This is a genomic window from Nonomuraea sp. SBT364 (genome assembly GCF_001083785.1).
In the GTDB taxonomy this organism is placed as follows: domain Bacteria; phylum Actinomycetota; class Actinomycetes; order Streptosporangiales; family Streptosporangiaceae; genus Nonomuraea.
The window spans coordinates 15,621-34,314 of sequence record NZ_LAVL01000017.1 but is presented as its reverse complement, the minus strand read 5'-3'; the positions used below and the strand labels follow the sequence as shown (position 1 = coordinate 34,314).

At 71.2% G+C, this 18,694-nt stretch carries 20 protein-coding genes; 10 read left to right on the top strand and 10 right to left on the bottom strand.

Going from position 1 to position 18,694, the window contains the following annotated elements:
- Positions 1-8: 8 nt before the first annotated feature.
- Together ADY59_RS11235 and ADY59_RS11230 are read right to left on the bottom strand one after the other, a co-directional pair.
- The gene (locus ADY59_RS11235) at positions 9-947 is read right to left on the bottom strand and encodes a tetratricopeptide repeat protein (protein WP_049561104.1); all 939 of its coding nucleotides are present in this window, start codon (positions 945-947) and stop codon (positions 9-11) included.
- Positions 931-1,482, bottom strand: a complete 552-nt coding sequence (locus tag ADY59_RS11230) for a MarR family winged helix-turn-helix transcriptional regulator (RefSeq protein WP_049561102.1) — start codon at positions 1,480-1,482, stop codon at positions 931-933. The genes ADY59_RS11235 and ADY59_RS11230 overlap by 17 nt, the downstream gene beginning before the upstream one ends.
- A 230-nt stretch (positions 1,483-1,712) precedes the next feature.
- Here ADY59_RS11230 and ADY59_RS11225 point away from each other — a divergent pair, with 230 nt between their 5' ends.
- From ADY59_RS11225 to ADY59_RS51240, 3 genes are all read left to right on the top strand, one after another.
- The gene (locus tag ADY59_RS11225; RefSeq protein WP_053174640.1) at positions 1,713-3,083 is read left to right on the top strand and encodes a hypothetical protein; all 1,371 of its coding nucleotides are present in this window, start codon (positions 1,713-1,715) and stop codon (positions 3,081-3,083) included.
- A 28-nt stretch (positions 3,084-3,111) separates the two neighbouring features.
- On the top strand, positions 3,112-3,783 hold the full coding sequence (locus ADY59_RS11220; RefSeq protein WP_049561100.1) for a DUF4230 domain-containing protein: 672 nt from the start codon (positions 3,112-3,114) through the stop codon (positions 3,781-3,783).
- A gap of 135 nt (positions 3,784-3,918) precedes the next feature.
- On the top strand, positions 3,919-4,071 hold the full coding sequence (locus ADY59_RS51240; RefSeq protein ID WP_197093549.1) for a hypothetical protein: 153 nt from the start codon (positions 3,919-3,921) through the stop codon (positions 4,069-4,071).
- Between the two features lie 127 nt (positions 4,072-4,198).
- On the opposite strand, the gene ADY59_RS11215 is transcribed toward ADY59_RS51240, so the two are convergent.
- Positions 4,199-5,383 (bottom strand): acetyl-CoA C-acetyltransferase, encoded by a 1,185-nt coding sequence (locus tag ADY59_RS11215; RefSeq protein ID WP_049561098.1) that lies wholly within the window; start codon positions 5,381-5,383, stop codon positions 4,199-4,201.
- A gap of 477 nt (positions 5,384-5,860) precedes the next feature.
- Here ADY59_RS11215 and mce point away from each other — a divergent pair, with 477 nt between their 5' ends.
- The 3 genes from mce (at position 5,861) to ADY59_RS11200 (ending at position 9,006) form a co-directional block, all read left to right on the top strand.
- Positions 5,861-6,283 (top strand): methylmalonyl-CoA epimerase, encoded by a 423-nt coding sequence (mce, locus tag ADY59_RS11210; protein WP_049561096.1) that lies wholly within the window; start codon positions 5,861-5,863, stop codon positions 6,281-6,283.
- A 192-nt stretch (positions 6,284-6,475) separates the two neighbouring features.
- Entirely contained in the window at positions 6,476-7,771 is a 1,296-nt protein-coding gene (locus ADY59_RS11205; RefSeq protein ID WP_049561094.1) for a DivIVA domain-containing protein, read from the top strand.
- Between the two features lie 125 nt (positions 7,772-7,896).
- Positions 7,897-9,006, top strand: a complete 1,110-nt coding sequence (locus tag ADY59_RS11200; RefSeq protein ID WP_049561092.1) for an AI-2E family transporter — start codon at positions 7,897-7,899, stop codon at positions 9,004-9,006.
- On the opposite strand, the gene ADY59_RS11195 is transcribed toward ADY59_RS11200, so the two are convergent.
- The 5 genes from ADY59_RS11195 to ADY59_RS11175 form a co-directional block, all read right to left on the bottom strand.
- The gene (locus ADY59_RS11195; RefSeq protein WP_049561090.1) at positions 8,966-9,760 is read right to left on the bottom strand and encodes an alpha/beta fold hydrolase; all 795 of its coding nucleotides are present in this window, start codon (positions 9,758-9,760) and stop codon (positions 8,966-8,968) included. The genes ADY59_RS11200 and ADY59_RS11195 overlap by 41 nt on opposite strands.
- A gap of 75 nt (positions 9,761-9,835) precedes the next feature.
- Positions 9,836-10,594 (bottom strand): SDR family NAD(P)-dependent oxidoreductase, encoded by a 759-nt coding sequence (locus tag ADY59_RS11190; protein ID WP_049561087.1) that lies wholly within the window; start codon positions 10,592-10,594, stop codon positions 9,836-9,838.
- A gap of 40 nt (positions 10,595-10,634) precedes the next feature.
- Positions 10,635-11,339, bottom strand: coding sequence for an alpha/beta hydrolase (locus ADY59_RS11185; protein ID WP_049561084.1), 705 nt, complete (start codon positions 11,337-11,339; stop codon positions 10,635-10,637).
- Positions 11,340-11,349: 10 nt separating this feature from the next.
- A complete protein-coding gene (locus tag ADY59_RS11180) occupies positions 11,350-11,640 on the bottom strand; it encodes an ATP/GTP-binding protein (protein WP_082310027.1) in 291 nt (96 codons plus the stop codon).
- Positions 11,637-13,085, bottom strand: coding sequence for a 3-hydroxyacyl-CoA dehydrogenase (locus tag ADY59_RS11175; protein ID WP_049561079.1), 1,449 nt, complete (start codon positions 13,083-13,085; stop codon positions 11,637-11,639). The genes ADY59_RS11180 and ADY59_RS11175 overlap by 4 nt, the downstream gene beginning before the upstream one ends.
- A 36-nt stretch (positions 13,086-13,121) precedes the next feature.
- On the opposite strand from ADY59_RS11175, the gene nucS reads away from it, so the two are divergent.
- The 4 genes from nucS (at position 13,122) to ADY59_RS11155 (ending at position 17,118) form a co-directional block, all read left to right on the top strand.
- A complete protein-coding gene (gene nucS / locus ADY59_RS11170; protein ID WP_049561077.1) occupies positions 13,122-13,784 on the top strand; it encodes an endonuclease NucS in 663 nt (220 codons plus the stop codon).
- A gap of 48 nt (positions 13,785-13,832) precedes the next feature.
- On the top strand, positions 13,833-15,305 hold the full coding sequence (locus ADY59_RS11165; RefSeq protein WP_049561076.1) for an aldehyde dehydrogenase family protein: 1,473 nt from the start codon (positions 13,833-13,835) through the stop codon (positions 15,303-15,305).
- Positions 15,306-15,447: 142 nt separating this feature from the next.
- Positions 15,448-15,990, top strand: a complete 543-nt coding sequence (locus tag ADY59_RS11160) for a TetR/AcrR family transcriptional regulator (RefSeq protein ID WP_231618659.1) — start codon at positions 15,448-15,450, stop codon at positions 15,988-15,990.
- A 171-nt stretch (positions 15,991-16,161) separates the two neighbouring features.
- A complete protein-coding gene (locus tag ADY59_RS11155) occupies positions 16,162-17,118 on the top strand; it encodes a hypothetical protein (protein ID WP_053174636.1) in 957 nt (318 codons plus the stop codon).
- A 45-nt stretch (positions 17,119-17,163) separates the two neighbouring features.
- Here the strand turns inward: ADY59_RS11155 and ADY59_RS11150 are convergent, their stop codons facing one another.
- Complete coding sequence (locus ADY59_RS11150; RefSeq protein ID WP_049561071.1) at positions 17,164-17,481, bottom strand: STAS domain-containing protein; 318 nt, start codon at positions 17,479-17,481, stop codon at positions 17,164-17,166.
- A 50-nt stretch (positions 17,482-17,531) separates the two neighbouring features.
- On the bottom strand, positions 17,532-18,656 hold the full coding sequence (locus tag ADY59_RS47470; RefSeq protein ID WP_053174633.1) for a sensor histidine kinase: 1,125 nt from the start codon (positions 18,654-18,656) through the stop codon (positions 17,532-17,534).
- Positions 18,657-18,694 lie beyond the last annotated feature (38 nt).

Below are 18,694 nucleotides of genomic sequence, written 5' to 3'. Positions count from 1 at the left end.
CCTCCAGGTTAGAACAGCGCGCTCGACAAAGCTCTACGCGCTTTCGCCAAGGAGGGGTCTTCGGCCGGCAAGGCCTCGAACAGGCCCAGCAGGTGGCGCCTGGCCTTGTCGCGGTCGTCGCCGGAGGTGCGCTTGACCACCGCGATGATCCGGTCGAAGGCCTCGTCGACCGCGCCGGACAGCATCTCCAGGTCGGCGGCCAGGAGCTGGGCGTCGAGGTCGGCCGGGTCCTGCAGCCTGCGCTGCACCTCGGCCGGGTCGGCGTCGGCGGTGCGCTTGATCAGGCTGACGCCCGCCAGGCCCATCTTGGCGTCCTCGTTGCCCGGGGCGCGGGCCAGCAGCCGCTCGTAGGCGGCCGCGGCCGCGTCGAGGTCGCCCTTGTCGATGGCCTCCTCGGCGGCCACCAGGTCGGGGTCCGCGGGAGGCCCCTGGGGCGCCTCCTCACCCTGCTCGGCGTCCGGCGGCCGGGCGCCGGGGTTGGCCTGGTAGAACTGCTCGACCGCGCCCATCAGCTCGTCGAGCCAGCGCTGCACCTCTTGCTCGGGCAGCACCTGCTGGAAGCCGGTGACGGCCTGCCCCTGGAAGATGGCCAGCACCGTCGGGACCGCCTGGACGCGCAGCGCCTGCGCGATCTGCGGGCTGGCGTCGACGTTGACCCGGGCCAGGATCACCTTGCCGCCGGCGTCGCCGACGACCTTTTCCAGCACGGGGCTGAGCTGGGCGCTGCCGGGCGCCCGGGGCGACCACAGGTCGAGGACGACCGGCGTGGTCATCGAGCGGTCGATGACGTCGCTGGTGAAGGTCTCCTCGGTCACGTCGACGACCGAGGCCGGCGAGGCTCCCTGGGGACCCCCGGCCTCCCGTCGGGCCTGCGCCTCCAGGGCTTGCTTGCGCGCGCCCAGATCTATGGCTCCGTAGAGCGATCCGGGCCTAGAGAAGTCCGCCATGCTCCTCATCTTGCCGCATGTCCGGGCCGGCGAAGTCACCCGCCGCCACCCGCAGCGTGCGCAACTGCCCGAACATCTCTCCCAGTTCGGCCTCGCCGTACATGCCCAGGCCGAAGTCGGCGGCCATCAGCTCGGCGGTGGCGCGCCGCACGACGTCGCGGCCGGCGTCGGTGATCTCGGCGAGCACGCCACGGCCGTCCCGCGGATTGGGCATGCGGCGCACCAGCCCGGACTTCTCGAGCCTGTCAACCGTGTTCGTGACGCTGGTCGGGTGGACCATCAGCCGCTCCCCGATTTTCCAAAGCGGCAGCGCCCCGGTCCGGCTGAAGGTCAAGAGGACCAGAGCCTCGTATCTGGCGAAGGTCAAGTCGTACGGCTTCAGGAGCGAGTCAAGTTGCGACAGCAGGATCTGATGCGCTCTCATGATCGACGTGACGGCGGCCATGGCGGAAGAGGGACCGAAGTGAGCGCGCCAGGACTCCGCGGCACGGTCGATGGGATCGAACGGCAGGTTGAGGGGCTTGGGCTGCGACACAGCGCTACGGTAGCGCGCCGCTCGTCCAGTTTCGTCTGCTTACGGAGCGCGTTCGGATTCTCCGCTTGGCCAAGAATCCGGGCGGCAATCATCACGCTCAGTTATGGTTCTCGCATCGAATGGTGACGGGGAAGCCAAGTCCATCAGCCGTGGGGACGGCCGGGCCTGACCGCTTCCGCCGCGCCGACGGGGCACGGGGGGTGCTTTGATGAACTTCAACGGGGACAAGGGTGCGTGAGCACGGGGGCGTTTCACGCGAGGAGCTGAGACAGAGCGCGGCCGTCACGGTGGCCGTGCTTCTCGCTCTCGGCCTGGTCGCGGCGTGGAGCGTCCTGATCCCTGGCGTCGACGCCTGGGAGAACATCGTGGCGGCGGTCATCGGCTCACTCCGGCTGACCGGGCCCGTGGCGGCCGCGTTCGCCGCCTGGGTGGCGCTGCGCAAGCGCCGGGCGTCGCGCGGCCTGCAGCTGACGACCTGGCGGGCGCTGCGGGCGCCGCTGGCGATCGTGGTGGTGGTGCTGGGCTCGTTCGCCGCGACCGTGCTGGTGCTGGCCATCAAGACGGTGCTCACCGAGCAGTCGGGGCGGCTGAGCCTGTCGGGCCTGGGCATGGGCATGGCCGGGCTGGCGCTCTACTCGGTGATCGGGTGGGTGGCCGGCTGGGTGCTGCCGTACGCGCTGACGCCGCCGCTGGCGGGCCTGGCCTGCTACGGGCTGTTCACCTGGCTGGCCGACGGCGAGGGCTGGGCCGACCGGCTGGCGCCGGGCACGGGCGAGCCGTACGACCTGTTCCAGGGGTTGAGCGGGACGATCTTCCTCAACCAGATCATCTGGCTGCTGGGCGTCACCTGCGCGCTGCTGCTGGGCTGGGCGGCGCTGGTCACGCGGCAGGCGCTGGTGCTGGCGTTCGCCCTGCTGGCCGTGCTGCTGGCGGGCACCGGCGTGGCCCGGGTGCTGGCCGAGCCGAAGCCCGCCGCGGCGCAGGAGATCGCCTACAGCTGCCAGGAGTGGCCGATCACCGTCTGCGTCCATCCCGGCATGCGCGCCGGGCTGACCGAGCTCGGCGCCGCGTTCACCGAGATCGCCTCGCGCCTGGCCGAGACGCCCGCCGCGTTCACCCGGGTGGAGCAGCGGCCGCTGGACGACCCGCTCACGCCGTCGTCGGGGCTGGCGCCGATCCACCTGCCCGACCTGTCGGCGGGGTTCGCCGACGAGGCGGCCCGCGAATACCTGGACGCGCTGGCCGCGCGCTGCCACGGCCGGCCCGCCGACGGCTACCGGGAGATCGTGATGGCGTGGCTGCGCGGCGAGCCGCTGCCCGGGGGCCCGCTGCTGGAGCACGAGTACGCCGCCGCCTGGTTCTCCGGGCTGAACGAGCACCAGCGCCGCGAGTGGCTGCGGATGTTCTTCAGCGACTTCCAGACCTGCAAGCTGTCGACCACCCACTTCGGCGGCGGCCCGGCGGGCACGTCGGTCCAGGTGGCCACCCCGGTCGCCACCGAGCCCGACTCCGAGAGCAGCCCTCAGGTCTACCCGGTCTACCCCGACCCCAGCGCCTCGCCGGGCTGGGGACCGAAGATGTCACCTCATGGGTGGCACTGATGATCGTCCCTCGGGTAGTCAAGCAGGCATGACGACATCCCGTACGGCGCCCGCCGCGCTCACCCCCCGGCGGCGCCGCAGGTGGCGATATCTGGCCGGGCTCCTGGTCCTGGCGGTCCTGCTCGTGGTGGGCGGCCGCGTGGCCTGGACCTGGCTCAACCCCCTCGGCGAGCGTGCCGTCGACCGCACCGGGCCGGTCCTGCTGCAGTCCATCAAGGACATGAGCCGGTACGAGGCCGCGACCGGCTCCTTCCAGGTCGTGGTGGACCTGGAGAAGGACGCCAACTTCCTGCCGGACGCGGTCAAGGGCACCCGCACGCTGTTCGTGGGCGCGGGCAGCGTCGACGCCTACGTCGACTTCTCGGCCCTGGCCAAGGACGCGATCATCGTGTCGGAGGACCGCAAGACGGCCACCGTCCGCCTGCCGCGCGCCCAGTTGGAGAAGCCCAACCTGGACAACTCCCGCTCCTACGTCTTCGCCCAGCAGCGCGGCCTGCTGGACCGGGTGCAGGACTTCCTGTCGTCCTCCCCGGGTGACCAGCGGGAGCTGTACGTGCTGGCGGAGAAGAAGATCGCCGAGGCGGCCGTGGCGAGCGACCTGCGCAACCGCGCCGACGCCAACACCCGCACGATGCTGGAGGGGATGCTCAAGTCCCTCGGCTTCACCAAGGTGAGCGTCAAGTACACCGGGGAGCCTTAGGACGTGCTCCGCCCCGGTCTAGGTACCCCCTGGCGCCCGGACCCGGCACAGATAGGGCATCCGCCCGATGTGTCACCCGGGGCCTTAGGACCATTCTCGAGAGTGCAGGGAAACGAGAACCAAGGAGCACTCTCCATGAACGCCGAGTTCGAGTACGTCGTCATGCAGAACCACGCGCGAGAGCTGCGCGAGGCCGCCGCCGAGCAGCGGCGCGTACGCCAGGCGGTGAAGGAGCAGCGGGGCGGGCGCCGCCACCGCTCGGTCTTCGCCAGGCTGCTCTCGTCATGACCATCGCAAGAACGCCCGGCCGCAACCTCCCTCGCGGCCGGGCGCATCATCCCCCTTAGCCCGCGCCCCGCTCTCCTGGGTTGGAGAGCGGGGCGCACTTTCATGCGGGGCCCGTTGACGATCAGCCTCATGCCGGCACGTTGATGATCAGTGCGTCGCCCTGGCCGCCGCCCCCGCACAGGCCGGCCGCGCCGAGGCCGCCGCCGCGGCGCTTGAGCTCGTGGGCCAGCGTCAGGACGATGCGGGCGCCCGACGCGCCGATGGGGTGGCCGAGCGCGATGCCGCCGCCGTTGACGTTGACGATGTCCATCGGCACGCCGAGCTCCTTGGCCGACTGGATCACCACGCTGGCGAACGCCTCGTTGATCTCCACGAGCGACAGGTCGCCGGGAGTGCGGCCCTGCTTGGCGAGTGCCTGCTTGATGGCGTTGGCCGGCTGCGACTGCAGCGAGGCGTCGGGCCCGGCGACGTTGCCGTGCCTGCCGATCTCCGCCAGCCACGGCAGCCCGAGCTCCTCGGCCTTGGCCCTGGACATGACCACCACCGCGCACGCCCCGTCGGAGATCTGGGACGCCGACCCGGCGGTGATGGTGCCGTCCGCGGCGAACGCGGGCCGCAGCCGGGCGAGCGTCTCGGCGGTGGTGTCGCCGCGCACGCCCTCGTCGTCCTTGACCACGATCGGCTCGCCGCGCCGCTGCGGGATCTCCACGGGCACGATCTCGGCCTCGAAGGCGCCGTTCTTGGCCGCCGCGGCGGCGAGCTGGTGGGAGCGGGCCGAGACCGCGTCCTGCTCCTCGCGGCCGATGCCGAGCCCGGCGTTGTAGCGCTCGGTCGACTCGCCCATGGCGCACTGGTCGAAGGCGCAGAACAGGCCGTCGTGGGCCATCGAGTCGACGACGTCGGAGCCGCCGTACTTGACGCCCTTGCGCAGGCCCGGCAGCAGGTGCGGCGCGTTGGTCATCGACTCCATGCCGCCGGCCACGACGATGTCGAACTCGCCCGCGCGGATGAGCTGGTCGGCCAGCGCGATGGCGTCGAGCCCGGACAGGCAGACCTTGTTGATCGTGAGGGACGGCACGGTCATCGGGATGCCGGCCTTGACCGCCGCCTGGCGGGACGGGATCTGCCCGGCGCCGGCCTGGAGCACCTGGCCCATGATCACGTACTGCACGTCCTGGGGCGACACCCCGGCGCGGTCCAGGGCGGCCTTGATGGCGATCCCGCCGAGCTCCACGGCCGACAGCCCGGACAGGGCGCCCAGCAGTTTGCCGATCGGGGTACGAGCTCCGGCGACGATGACGGAACCAGACATGGCGGGCCTCCTAGGCGCACAAGGGTTGGAAACTGCGGTGGTTCGAGTGTCCATGGGTGCCCGTCCGGCGTCGTGGCTCCGCCGCACGGGAGTGTGCGGCAGGGGGCACGACGCGCGCCGCCGACATGGGTGTTCGGCGGGTGAGGGCGCGTGGGTCGCCGACCGGTGCGCGGGTGGTCACCGTCGGGGTGCTGCCGGTGCGTCGATCGGACCAGGGGATGTCAGCCCGAGGGCTGATGCGGTGGCGTAGCGGGCGCGCCACAATCGTCCCCATGGCTTGCGGCGAGAAGCCGGGGGCAGGAACAGGCGGGTGGGGCACGCCCGGAGAGCGCGGGCTACCGGCGCACCCACCACCGTCCGGGATGCGCGCAGTATCGGGACGCGGGCCCAAAGACCCCTCCTGACCACTGACGGGGAACGGTTCTTTGACACCATACCCACGGGTAGCACGATGACCGCCATGGAGGTTGGCCACACATGTTCATGCGTATCGACCACATCGGGATCGCCTGTCATGACCTGGAGGCGAAGATCAAGCTGTTCGCCGAGACGTTCGAGCTGACCGTCGTGGCGCGGGAGGTCAACGAGGAGCAGGGCGTCAAGGAGGCCATGCTGCTGGTGGCCGACGGCGCCGGCGGCGGCTCCTACATCCAGCTGCTGGAGCCGCTCTCGCCCGACTCGCCGGTCGGGAAATTCCTGGCCAAGCGGGGTGAGGGAGTGCACCACGTGGCGTTCGGGGTCCCCGACGTCGCGGACGCGATGGATAAGATCGGCGCCAAGGGCGTCCGGTTGCTCGACGAGCGTCCCCGGCACGGCACGATGGGTTCGCAGATCGCGTTTCTGCATCCCAAGGATGTTGGAGGAATGCTCACGGAGCTGGTCCAGGCGGCTAGGCCCTAGCTAACGCAAAAATCGTTCATTTGTAACTAGTCACGCAGAAACCTGGACGGGGCTTCGCACGCGGCAAGTGCGGAGTACGCTGGCTTTCCACCGGACGAGGAGCCTGCCGCGAGGCACAGGCTCCTGGCTCGGGTGCCCCGAACCCCCCGTCCGGCCCGTGTAGCCGTCTCGACAACCCAGGATCGAGCCTCCATGCAGTCCGACATCGACGCCCAGCTCAACAACTTCTTCGAGGATGCCCCTGCCCGCGAGTTCGACGTCGTGCTCCGCGGTTACGACCGGCACCAGGTGCACGATCACCTGAAGCAGCTAGACGCCGAATTGCGCCAGTCTCGCGAGCAGGTCACGGGCCTGCAGCGCGACCTGTCCGATTCCCAGCGCCAGCTCCAGGAGCAGGAGCGCCCCACCTACTCCGGTCTGGGCGCCCGCATCGAGCAGCTCCTGCGGCTGGCCGAGGAGCAGGCCACCGAGCTCGTCCAGGCGGCCAGGTCCGAGGCCAACGAGATCAAGGCCGCGGCCAAGGTCGAGGCCGCCGATCTGCGGGCCGCCGCCGAGGCGGAGGCCGCCGACAAGCGCGCGCAGGCCACTCGCGAGAGCGAGGAGATGCGCACCAGCGCGGAGCGGGACGCCGAGGAGATCCGTTCGACGGCCCGCCGGGAGGCCGACGAGCTGACCGCCACCACCGAGCGGGAGGTCGCCAAGCTGCGCGCCACCGCCGACCACGAGGTGGCCGAGAAGCGGGCCGACGCCGAGCGCGAGATCGCCAAGCTGCGCACGACCACGGAGCGGGAGGTCGCCCAGCTGCGCGCCTCGACCAAGCGCGAGCGCGACGAGGTGCTGACCACCGCCAAGCGTCAGGCCGACGAGATGCGCGCGCAGGCACAGCGCGTGCTGGAGGAGTCGGAGGCCAAGCGGGCGCAGGACGAGGCGGAGTTCGAGATCCAGCTGGCGTCCCGGCGTGAGGAGGCGGAGCGCCAGGAGGCGGAGCGCCACGCCAGCACGCAGGCCGCGACCCAGAAGCTGGTCGCCGAGGCCGAGCAGCGCGCGGCCACCGCCGAGTCCCGGGCCACCAAGGCGACCCAGCAGGCCGACCAGACCCGCCGCGAGGCCGATCTGCACGCCAAGCAGCTCGTCGCCAACGCCCGCAAGAACTCCGAGCAGATCGTCGCCGAGGCCAAGAGCAGCGCCGACACGATCGTCACCGAGGCCAAGAACGAGGCCGAGCGCACCCGCACCTCGATGCAGCGCCAGGTCGACGAGCTGACCCGGCAGCGCGACAGCATCACGAGCCACCTGGCCCAGCTGCGCCAGCTGCTCGGCGGCGCCGCCCTGCCGGGCCTGGAGCCGGAGCCCGCGGTCACCGCGGCCCCGCCGAAGCCCGCGATCGCAGCTCCGGCCCCCGCCCCGGTCAACGACCGCCCGGTCACCGCGGCCGCGGCCAAGCCGGAGACCAAGTCCGAGGACGACTCGGAGTGGTGGCAGGAGTAGCCGCGACGGCCTGACATGGGCGACATGCACGGGGGCTGATCTGGCAGCCGGAGAGAGCCTGGTGACCGCGAAGGTCGCTAGGCTCTCTTTCTGTTCACACCCCCGCCACCGCAGGAGCCCGCCCTGTGACCACCGAGGTCGAGTCCCCGAAGGCCGCCGCCGACGACGGCCCGCCACCGCCACCACAGCCGCCGTACGGCCTGCCCGGCAAGCCGCTGGCCCGGGGGCCGTTCCTGTTCGGGCTGGTGGGCGGGCTGGGGGTGCTGACCGCCATCGGCCTCGCCCAGATGATCGTCAGCTCGCTGAGCACGATCATCCTGGTGGTCGTGGCGATGTTCCTGGCGGTGGGGCTCAACCCGGCCGTGGAGGCGCTGCAGGGGCGCGGGATGGCCAGGCGGTGGGCGATCTCGATCGTGTTCGCCGCGGTGATCGTGGCGTTCACGCTGTTCGGCCTGGCCGTGGTGCCGCCGGTCACCCAGCAGCTCGCCGACTTCGTCCAGGCGGTGCCGGGTTATGTCGCCGAGCTGCGGGCGCATCCCACGGTGCGGGCGCTGGAGGCCGACTACCAGATCCTTCAGCAGCTCGCCTCGTTCGTCACGAGCACGCTGGGCCCGGCGCTGGCCAGCGGGGTCGTGGGCGCGGGGCTGGTGGTGCTCGACGGTCTCTTCACCACGGTGACGCTGCTGGTGCTGATGCTCTACTTCCTCGGCTCGCTGCACACGATCAAGGCGTATCTGCTCCAGCTGGTCCCCTCCTCCCGGCGCGAGCGCACCGGCGCGATCAGCGAGCAGATCCTCGCCGGCATCGGCGGCTACGTGGCCGGCAACGTGCTCATCTCGGTGATCGCGGGCGTGATCACCTGGGTCTTCCTGTCGATCGCAGGAGTGGAGTACGCGCTCGCGCTCGCTCTGATCGTCGCGCTGACGGACCTGATCCCGCTGGTGGGCGCCACGATCGGGGCCGTCGTGGTGACCGGTGTCGCGCTGCTCGGCTCGGTGCCCGCCGGGCTCGCGTGCGCGATCTTCTTCCTGATCTACCAGCAGGTGGAGAACTACCTGATCTACCCGCGCATCATGAAGCAGTCGGTGAACGTGACACCGGCCGTGACGGTGATCGCCGCGCTGTTCGGCGGCGCGCTGCTGGGTATCGTGGGCGCGCTGCTGGCGATCCCGGTGGCCGCGGCGATCGCGCTGATCATCCGCGAGGTCGTGATACCGAGGCAAGCTCGGAGCTGAGGAAGCGCTCGACCGCCGCGTTGAACGCCTCGGGCTGCTCGACGGCGGTCAGGTGCCCGGCCTTGGGGATGACCTCGACCCTGCTTTCGGCCACCGCCCTGGCCATGGCCTCGCCTTCGGGCAGCGGCGCGAGCTCGTCCTCCTCGCCGACCAGCACCAGCGCCGGCACCTTGAGCGCGCCGAGCGTGTCGAAGGAGTCGGGCCGGGCGGCCATCGCCCGCTGAGCCCAGGCCACGGCGGCGGGCGGCGCCGACTGCACCAGGCCCTTGACCCGCCCGAACACCATCGCCCGGCGCTGCCGGGTGGTGGGGCCGATCAGCGTGGGCAGCACGTCGCTGACGAGCACGTCGCTGCCCGTCTCCAGCACCGCCCGGGCGATGCGCTCGCGGTTGTCGCGGGCCGGATCGGCGTCGGGGCCGGCCTTGGTGCTGGCCAGGATCACGCCCAGCAGCCGGTCGGGGTGGCGGCGGCAGAACGCCATCGTCACGTAGCCGCCCATCGAGAGGCCGCCGACCACGGCCCGGTCGATGCCCTCGGCGTCGAGCACCCGGGCGACGTCGTCGGCCATCACCTCGACCGACGGCTCGTCGTCGCCCAGCCTCGATCCGCCGAAGCCGCGCAGGTCGGGCGTGATGATCCGGCACGACCTCGCCAGCCCCTCCCGCTGTGCCAGCCACATGGCCGACGAGAGCGGGAACGCGTGGAGCAGGACGACCGGGAGCCCGGTCCCGGCTGATCTCGTGTAGAGCTGCACTCACACAAGGTAGCCTCGTTCCCCGCGACAATCACTCCACCCAATGGGCCGATATACCGGATATACCTGACCGGTTTACACGGCGGTGGCGCCACCGTCCACGAACAGCACCTGTCCGGTCACGTAGGCGGAGGCCGGAGCGGCCAGGAACACGGCAGGCTGGGCCATCTCCTCGACGCTCCCCCAGCGCCGCATCGGCACGCTCGCCACCGTCGCCTGGCTGCTGGCCTCGTTCTCCCACAGGTTGCGGTTGAGGTCGGTGGCGGTCCAGCCCGGGCACAGCGCGTTGACCCGCACTCCGGCCTGCGCCCATTCGAGCGCGAGCGTCTTGGTCAGCGCGACCAGCCCGGCCTTGGCGGCGGCGTACGGGGCCAGGAACGGCGCGCCGAGCGCGGCGACGGAGGCGACGTTGATGACGGACCCGCTGCCACGCGCGAGCAGGTGGGGCGCGACGGCGTGGCAGACGGCCATGGCCGAGTCGAGGTTGAGCCGCATGATCTTGTCCCAGCCGGACAGCCGCAGATCCTTGAACTCGACGAGGAAGTTGGAGCCGCCGGCGTTGTTGACCACGACGTCGAGGTGGCCGAGCCCGTCGACGGCCCCGGCGACGGCGGCGCTCGCCGCCTCCCTGCTGGTCAGGTCGGCGGGGATGACGACGGCCTGCCGGCCGAGCGCCTCGACCTCCTTGGCCACCTCGGCCAGCGACTCGGCGTTGCGGGACACCAGTGCCAGGTCCGCGCCGGCCTCGGCGTAGGCGAGGGCGATGGCCTTGCCGATCCCCTTGGACGCCCCGGTTACCAGGGCCTTCTTCCCATCGAGAGCAAACGCGCCCATCGTGCCTCCTCGCTCGGAACCGAACAAGATTCTAGCGCGATCAGACCTCCGTCGGCAGGGGGTGGGCCTCGGGCGCGACCCGCCGGACGATCTCGTCCAGGACGATGCGCACGTACGGCTCGCCCACCCACAGGTGCTTGGCCCCGTCGACGCCGACGACCTCCGCCTGCGGCACCCGGGCGAAGCGCCGCCTGGCCTCCTCCGGACGCAGGTAGTCGTCGAACTCGGGCACCAGCGCCACCAGCGGACGGCCGAACGCCGCCCATGCGTCCAGGTCGGCGTCGGTGGCCCGGTGCAGCGGCGGGGAGAGCAGGATCGCGCCCTCCACGAGCGGGTCGTGCGCCCACTTGAGCGCCAGCTCGCTGCCGAACGACCAGCCGACCACCCACACGCGGGGCAGGTCGTGATACTCGGCGTACTCCAGCGCCGCGGCCACGTCGAACCGCTCGCCCTCGCCGCCGTCGAAGGCGCCCTGCGAGGTGCCGCGCTCGGAGGACGTGCCGCGCGTGTTGAAGCGCAGCACCGCCAGCCCGATCAGGGCGGGCAGCCGGTTGGCCGCCTTCTTGTACACGTGGCTGTCCATGAAGCCGCCGTGCGTGGGCAGCGGATGCAAGGTCACCAGCGTGGCCACGGGTGGCCGGTCCTCGGGCTGGGCCAGCTCGCCGACCAGGGTCAGGCCGTCGCCGGTGTGCAACTCGATCGGCTCCCGCCGGGCGGGCAGCACGCTCGCCGCGCGAATCTCCACGTCGCTCCTCTCAGTAGCGGCTGCGGCCGGGGCCGCGGTCACGTCTCTTGCGCCAGCACACGGAATGCCAGTGGCGGCGCTCCTCGTCGCCGCCCGTCCAGTTGGGCCAGGTCACCAGGTGCGGCTGGCCGCTGCGGATCTCCTGGTCGCAGCCGGGACAGCGGTAGTTCTTTCCGGAGGAGGCGCCGGTGAGGGCGCGTACCTTCCACTCCCCGTCGGGCCACTCCTCCACCCGGTCGGTGGCGCTCGGGAAGGCGACAGGCCGGGTGGACTCCTTGCGGCGGGCTCGGCGCGGGCTCATGGCCGCGGGAAGGACCGCACGCCGGCGGTGACGAGCTGGTCGAGCAGCGGCGCGGGCGCGTAGGCGGGCTCGCGGTATTCAGCGTAGAGAGCCCGCAGCCCGTCGCGCACCACGGCCAGGCCGATCGACTCCAGCGTCTCGAACGGCCCCGCCGGGTAGCCGCAGCCCAGCTTCATGGCCGTGTCGATGTCGGCGATCGAGGCGTAGCCCGACTCGTACATGCGCACGGCGTCGTTGAGATAGGGGTAGAGCAGCGCGTCGGTGACGAACCCGGCCCGGTCGCGGCACGCGACGGGCGTCAGCCCGATCACCTTCATCAGGTCGCGCGCGCACCTGGCGGCCTCCGGCGAGGTGAGGATCGTCGCGGCCAGCTCGGCGACCCGGTCGCCGACCACGCGCACGCCGACCAGCCGGGCCGGGTTCCGGAGCCGGACCGCGTGCTCGATCACCGGCCGGTCGGCGTGCCGCAGGATCACCTCGGGGTCGTCGGAGGACTTGAAGCCGGCGGAGCGCAACCGCTCGCCCAGCCCGCCCGGGTCCGGCCCGTCGACGGCGAAGGTGATCACCGACGACTTCTCCGGCTCGCGGCGCATCGGCTCCTCGCCGTGGAAGCCGCGCCCGGTCTTGCGGCCGAGCAGCCGGGCGGCGACCAGCTCGCGCAGCAGCGGCGCGGGCGCGTGCCGCCGGTCGCGGGTCTCGTCGAACAGCACCCCCATCACCTCGTACGCGGTGTCGAGGCCGATCAGGTCGAGCAGCTCGAAGGGCCCCATCGGCAGCCCCGCGCCCCGGGTCATCGCCGCGTCGATGTCGTCGCGCGCCGCCACGCACTGCTCCATCAGCACCGCGGCATGGTTGAGATAGGGCAGCAGCAGCCGGTTGACCACGAACCCGGCGCGGTCGCCGACGGTCACCGCGGTCTTGCCCAGCCGCGCCGCCAGCTCGGCGATCGCGGGGACGACGTCCGGGTCGGTCACGACCGTGCCCACGACCTCGACCAGCTTCATGACCGGCGCCGGGTTGAAGAAGTGCATGCCCACGACCCGCCCCCGCCTGCCGGTGGCGGCGGCCAGCGCGGTGACCGGCAGCGAGGAGGTGTTGGTCGCCAGCACGGTCTCGGGCTTGCAGATCCGGTCCAGGTCCCGCAAGAGCGAGATCTTGTGGTCGAGGATCTCCGGGATCGCCTCCACCACCAGGTCGGCGTCGCGCAGGTCCTCGCGCGAGGTGGTCAGCGTGATCAGGCCCAGGATCCGGTCCCGGCCCGCGCCGTCCAGCCTGCCTCTGTCGACCGCCCGCTGCGTCGATCTCTCCAGGTGGCCGCGACCCCTGGCCAGGGCGTCGGCGTCGGCCTCGACGCCGATCACCCGGAGCCCGGCCCGCGCGAACACCTCCGCGATCCCGGCCCCCATCGTGCCGAGCCCGACCACTCCCACCATTTCGAACGCCATACCTGTAGTTTTCCAGAGCCGATAGGGTTGACCGTCATGCGGCTGGTCATCGCGCGGTGCAGCGTGGATTACATCGGACGGCTCACGGCACATCTGCCGATGGCGCCGAGGCTCGTTCTCATCAAGGCGGACGGCAGCGTGTCCATCCACGCCGACGACCGCGCCTTCAAGCCGCTCAACTGGATGAATCCGCCGTGCAAGCTCAAGGAGGACGACGGCACCTGGACCGTCACCCACGGCAAGACCGGCGAGAAGCTGGTCCTGACGATGGCGGAGATCCTGCACGACTCCAGCCACGAGCTGGGCGTCGACCCCGGGCTCATCAAGGACGGCGTCGAGGCGCACCTGCAGGAGCTGCTGGCCGAGCACATCACCACGCTGGGCGACGGCTACTCGCTGATCCGGCGCGAGTACATGACGGCCATCGGCCCGGTCGACATCCTGTGCCGCGACGGCGGCGGCGCCACGGTGGCGGTCGAGATCAAGCGCCGCGGCGAGATCGACGGGGTCGAGCAGCTCACCCGCTACCTTGAGCTGCTCAACCGTGATCCGCTGCTGGCCCCGGTGCGCGGCGTCTTCGCCGCCCAGGAGATCAAGCCGCAGGCGCGGGTGCTGGCGGCCGACCGCGGCATCGACTGCGTCACCCTCGACTACCAAGCCCTGCGCGGCATCGAGCCGGAGAACCCGACGCTCTTCTAGCGAGTGCCGATTCTAGTAAGTACTGATTTACCGGTCTATCGTGACGCCATGACGACGCTCACGTTCGACTCCCTGAACCCGGCCACCGGCGCGGTCGTCGGCAGCCACCCCAACCAGAGCGCCGAGGCGGTGAGCGCGGCCGTGGGGCGGGCGGAGGCGGCCGCCGCGTGGTGGGGCGGGCTGGACCACGCCCAGCGCAGGCGGCGGCTGCTCGACTGCAAGGCGGTCCTCACCCGCCATCTGCGGGAGCTGGCCGCGCTGGTGCACGACGAGACGGGCAAGCCGGTCGGCGACGCCACGCTGGAGATCGTGCTGGCCATCACCCACCTCGACTGGGCGGCCCGCAACGCCGAGAAGGTGCTGCGCCGGCGGCGCGTGGGGGCCGGGATGCTGGGCGTCAACCTGGCGGCCAGCCTGGAGTACCTGCCGCTCGGCGTCGTCGGCGTGATCGGGCCGTGGAACTACCCGGTCTTCACGCCGATGGGCTCGATCGCCTACGCGCTGGCGGCCGGCAACACCGTCGTGTTCAAGCCGAGCGAGCTCACGCCGGGCGTCGGCGTGCGGATGGCCGGGCTGTTCGCCGAGTCGGTGCCCGAGCACCCGATCTTCCAGACGGTCACCGGGCTGGGCGAGACCGGTGCGGCGCTGGCCCGCGACCCCCGGGTCAAGAAGGTGGCGTTCACCGGCTCGACGGCGACGGCCAAGCGCGTCATGGCCGCCTGCGCCGAGAACCTGACGCCGATGGTGGCCGAGTGCGGGGGCAAGGACGCGTTCATCGTCGACGCCGACGCCGACCTGAAGGCCGCCGCGGACGCGTGCCTGTGGGGGGCGATGTCCAACGCCGGCCAGACGTGCGTGGGCGTCGAGCGGGTGTACGTGGTCGACGCGGTCTACGAGCCGTTCATGCGCGAGCTGTCGGAGCGGGCCGCCTCGGTCAAGGCGGGCGAGCATTACGGGCCGATCACCATGCCGGGCCAGCTCGACATCATCAGGCGGCACATCGACGACGCCGCCAAGTCGGGCACGGTCGTCACCGGCGGGCCCGACTCGGTGCGGGCGCCGTTCGTCGACCCGGTGATCGTGGCGGACGTGCCGGAGGACTCCCCCGCCGTCCGCGAGGAGACGTTCGGGCCGACGATCACCGTACGGCGCACCCGCGACGCGCAGGAGGCGCTGGAGCTGGCCAACGCCTCGGCCTACGGGCTGGCGGGCACGGTGTTCTCGCGCAACAGGCGCAGGGCGACGGAGCTGGCCCGCGCGATGCGGACCGGGATGACGGCGATCAACTCGGTCATCTCCTTCGCCGGCGTGCCCGCGCTGCCGTTCGGCGGGGTGGGCGACTCGGGGTTCGGCCGCATCCACGGCGCCGACGGGCTGCGCGAGTTCGCCCGGCCCAAGGCGGTCTCCCGCCAGCGGTTCGCGCTGCCCGGGATGAACCTGACCTCGTTCACCAGGGGCGAGCAAGAGCTTGAGCGGCTGATCAGACTTGTCACGTTCTTGCATGGCCGACGTAAGAGATAATCTTCATACTCTTTCCCTAATGCGATCATCCATCCATAATTGTGTGCTCGGGGGCCACGATCATGCGAACGGGTGGAATGTGAACCGGTCTTACCGGGGAATGTCGGCTGAGCAAAGGCTGGCGGACAGACGCGAGCGGCTGATGACAGCCGCCTACACGCTATACGCGAAACCAGGTTTCACGGTCACGACGATCGAAAGGCTGTGCTCGGAGGCGCGGATCTCCAACCGCGCCTTCTATGAATGTTTCAGCAGCCAGGAGGAACTCCTTCAGGTCCTCCACGAGCGTTGCGTGGAGGAAAGCCTGGCGGTCGTGGCCAAAGCGTTACAGGAAGCCCCTAACACACTCGATGGACGGATCAAAGCGGGGATACGGGCATATATCGAGTTCGCTACTGCCGACTGGCGCCGGGCCCGCATCATGCACCTGGAGGTGCGCAGAACGGGCGACATCCTGTCGGCGTCACGCCAGCGCGCCATCGACTCCTTCGCCCGTCTCGTGGAGGACGCCTCGGCCGAATTCCCGGTGTCCACCGGAGCGAATCGGCGCCTGGTGGCGCTCGGCGTAATTGGCGCGCTGCAGGAGCTGCTCATCGAATGGCTGCTGGCAGACGATCCGCCCCAGATCGACGAACTGGTGGGCGTGGCCGTGCACATCTTCAGCCGATCACTCGGAGCGTCGTGATGATTTGATTACGCACCGTGGTTTCATGGCCGAGTGATACGCGGGATTATCGGCATTTTCGTTATTGCGGCGACCACCTCCTGCGCGGGACAGGTCCGGCATATCAGTACACCCAGCAAGCCGCCCCAGGAAAAGGCCGAGACGGTCATCCGGCGCGATTGGTGCGAAAGCGTGCGGTGCCCTCTCGCCGAAGACGAACGGCCACCCCAGTTCGTCGTCATCTCCTTCGACGGCGCCGGGGTGGGCCACGGCTGGTTCCGCGCCTTTCGCGAGGCCGCGGCCCGCAACCGGGCCACCCTGACCTTCTTCCTGTCGGGCGTCTACCTGCTGCCGTCCGACCACCGCCGCCTCTACCGCCCGCCCGGCCACCGGCGCGGCAGCTCCGACATCGGCTTCCAGCGCCCGTCGCGGATGCGGCTGCAGGCCCGCGAGCTGACCGCGGCCTGGAACGCCGGCCACGAGATCGGCACCCACTTCAACGGCCACTTCTGCGGCAGCGGCGGCGTCGGCTCCTGGTCGGCCGCCGACTGGCGCAGCGAGATCCGCCAGTTCCACCGCTTCGTCCGCGACTGGCGGCGCAACTCCGGCCTGACACACCTGCCCGACCTGCCCTTCCGCGTCCGCGACGCGGTGCGCGGCGGCCGTACCCCCTGCCTGGAAGGCGACCGGCAGGCGATGTTCCGGGCCTTCCGGTCGTACGGGTGGCGCTATGACGCGTCGGGCACCGGGGCGGTGGCGTGGCCGCGCAAGCGGGCGGGCCTGTGGCAGTTCCCGCTGCCCGGCATCGGCGTGGGCGGCCGTCAGGTGCTCGCCATGGACTACAACCTCTACGCGGTCCAGAGCGGCGCCAGGCCCGGCCCCCGGCGGCTGCGGCCGCGCTGGGAGCGGCAGGCCGGCGACGCCTACCTACGGGCCGTCGAGCGCTCGCTGCGCACCGACCGGGCCCCGGTGTTCATCGGCCACCACTTCGCGAGCTGGAACGGCGGCATCTACCAGCGGGCGCTGCTCGGGCTCATGGATCGGGTCTGCACCCGGCCGGAGGTGCGCTGCGTGTCGTTCGAGCAGCTCGCCGACTGGCTCGACGCCCAGACGCCGCGGACGCTGGCCCGGCTGCGTGCCCGGACCTGAGAGAACGGGTGACGGCTGATCGCCACCCGTTCCGATATGTGACGCTCAGGCCACCGCGGCGTGCGTCACCTCGACGTGGAGCACCCGATTCAGCCGGGTCACCGCAAGGATCCGCATGATCCGCGGGGGCACCCCCCGAAGGACGAGGCGGCGTTGCGCGCTCAGCGCGAGCCGATGCGTGCCCACGAGCACTCCGAGACCGGTGGCGTCGATCATCTCCAGCTTGGAGAGGTCGAGGATCAGGTCGCCCTCGCCGGACTCGACGGCCTCGTGCAGCATCGACCGCACGCCCGCCGAGGTCCCCGCGTCGAGCCGCTGACCGGTCCGCACCACCTGTGCCTTCGGATTGCCCCGGACGCGCATGCCACCTCCTCAGAAAACATCAGCCGGGGGCGAACCCCGACACTCCCCCACTACCCAGCAATCGGCAGCGACACGACCGCTCGCAGCAGAAACTGTCCGTCGCCCGCCGGCCCCGCCGACAGCGTGCCACCCACGGCCGCCACGCGCTCGGCCAGCCCCGACAGGCCGCTGCCCAGCTCGTCGCCGCTCCGGCCGCCGACGCCGTCGTTGCGCACCCGCAGCTCCGCCTCCTCGTCGGTGAACCGGATGAGGATGTCGCAGGAGGTGGCCGTGCTGTGCTTGAGCACGTTCGTCACCGCCTCGCGGACCACATAGGCGAACACCGCCGCCACGCCCTCGGGCAGCTCGCGGTGGGGCAGGCGCGTCTCACAGCGCACCCCGGCCGCTTCCAGGACCCCTTTCACGCTATTCAGCTCCGCGCCCAAGTCAAGCTCGCGGTAGCCGCGCACGGCCTGCCGCAGCTCCTTCAGCGCCTTCCTGGTGAGCGCGTTGACCTCGGCCATCTCGGCCTTGGCCGCCCCGGTGTCGGCGTCCGCCAGGCGCACCGCGAGCTCGGTCTTGACGGCGATGGCCGAGAGCTGGTGGCCGACGAGGTCGTGCAGGTCCCGGGAGAAACGCAGCCGCTCCTCGGCGAGCGCCAGCCGCGTGTGCGCCTGCTTGCCCTCCTCAGCCTGCACGGCGAGCTGCCAGATCCACATCCACACACGGTTGGTCCACGGGAACGCCACGCAGAACAACCCGTAGACGCCGATCAGGTAGAGCGCCGCCGAGCCCGGTGTGACGTCGCGGACGAGCAGCATGTCCGGGTCCACGAGGAAGTTGCCGAAGCCCAGGAGCAGTCCGGTGACCATCGTGCCCGCCGCCATCACCATGGCGGTGCGTGCCCGTACGCCAAGCGCCGCCACCGACAGCCAGGCCGCCAGCGAGAACCCCCAGCTCATCGGATCGCCGCCGCCCAGGGCCGCGGCGACCACCGCCAGCGCGGCGGCGATCGTCACGTCCCGCCGGGCGTAGTGGCTCCGCAGCACGGCGGCGGCGGAGCGCTGGTAGAACCAGGTGAACGCCGCCGCCGCGATCAGCCCGGGCACGACACGCCACACCTGCTCGCCCCCGTCGTGCAGGGCCAGCCGCGTAAGGAGGAACAGCCACAGCATCACCACGATGGAGGCCATCATGTGGCGCGTGTGGCGTCGTGCCCGCCCGATCGGATCCA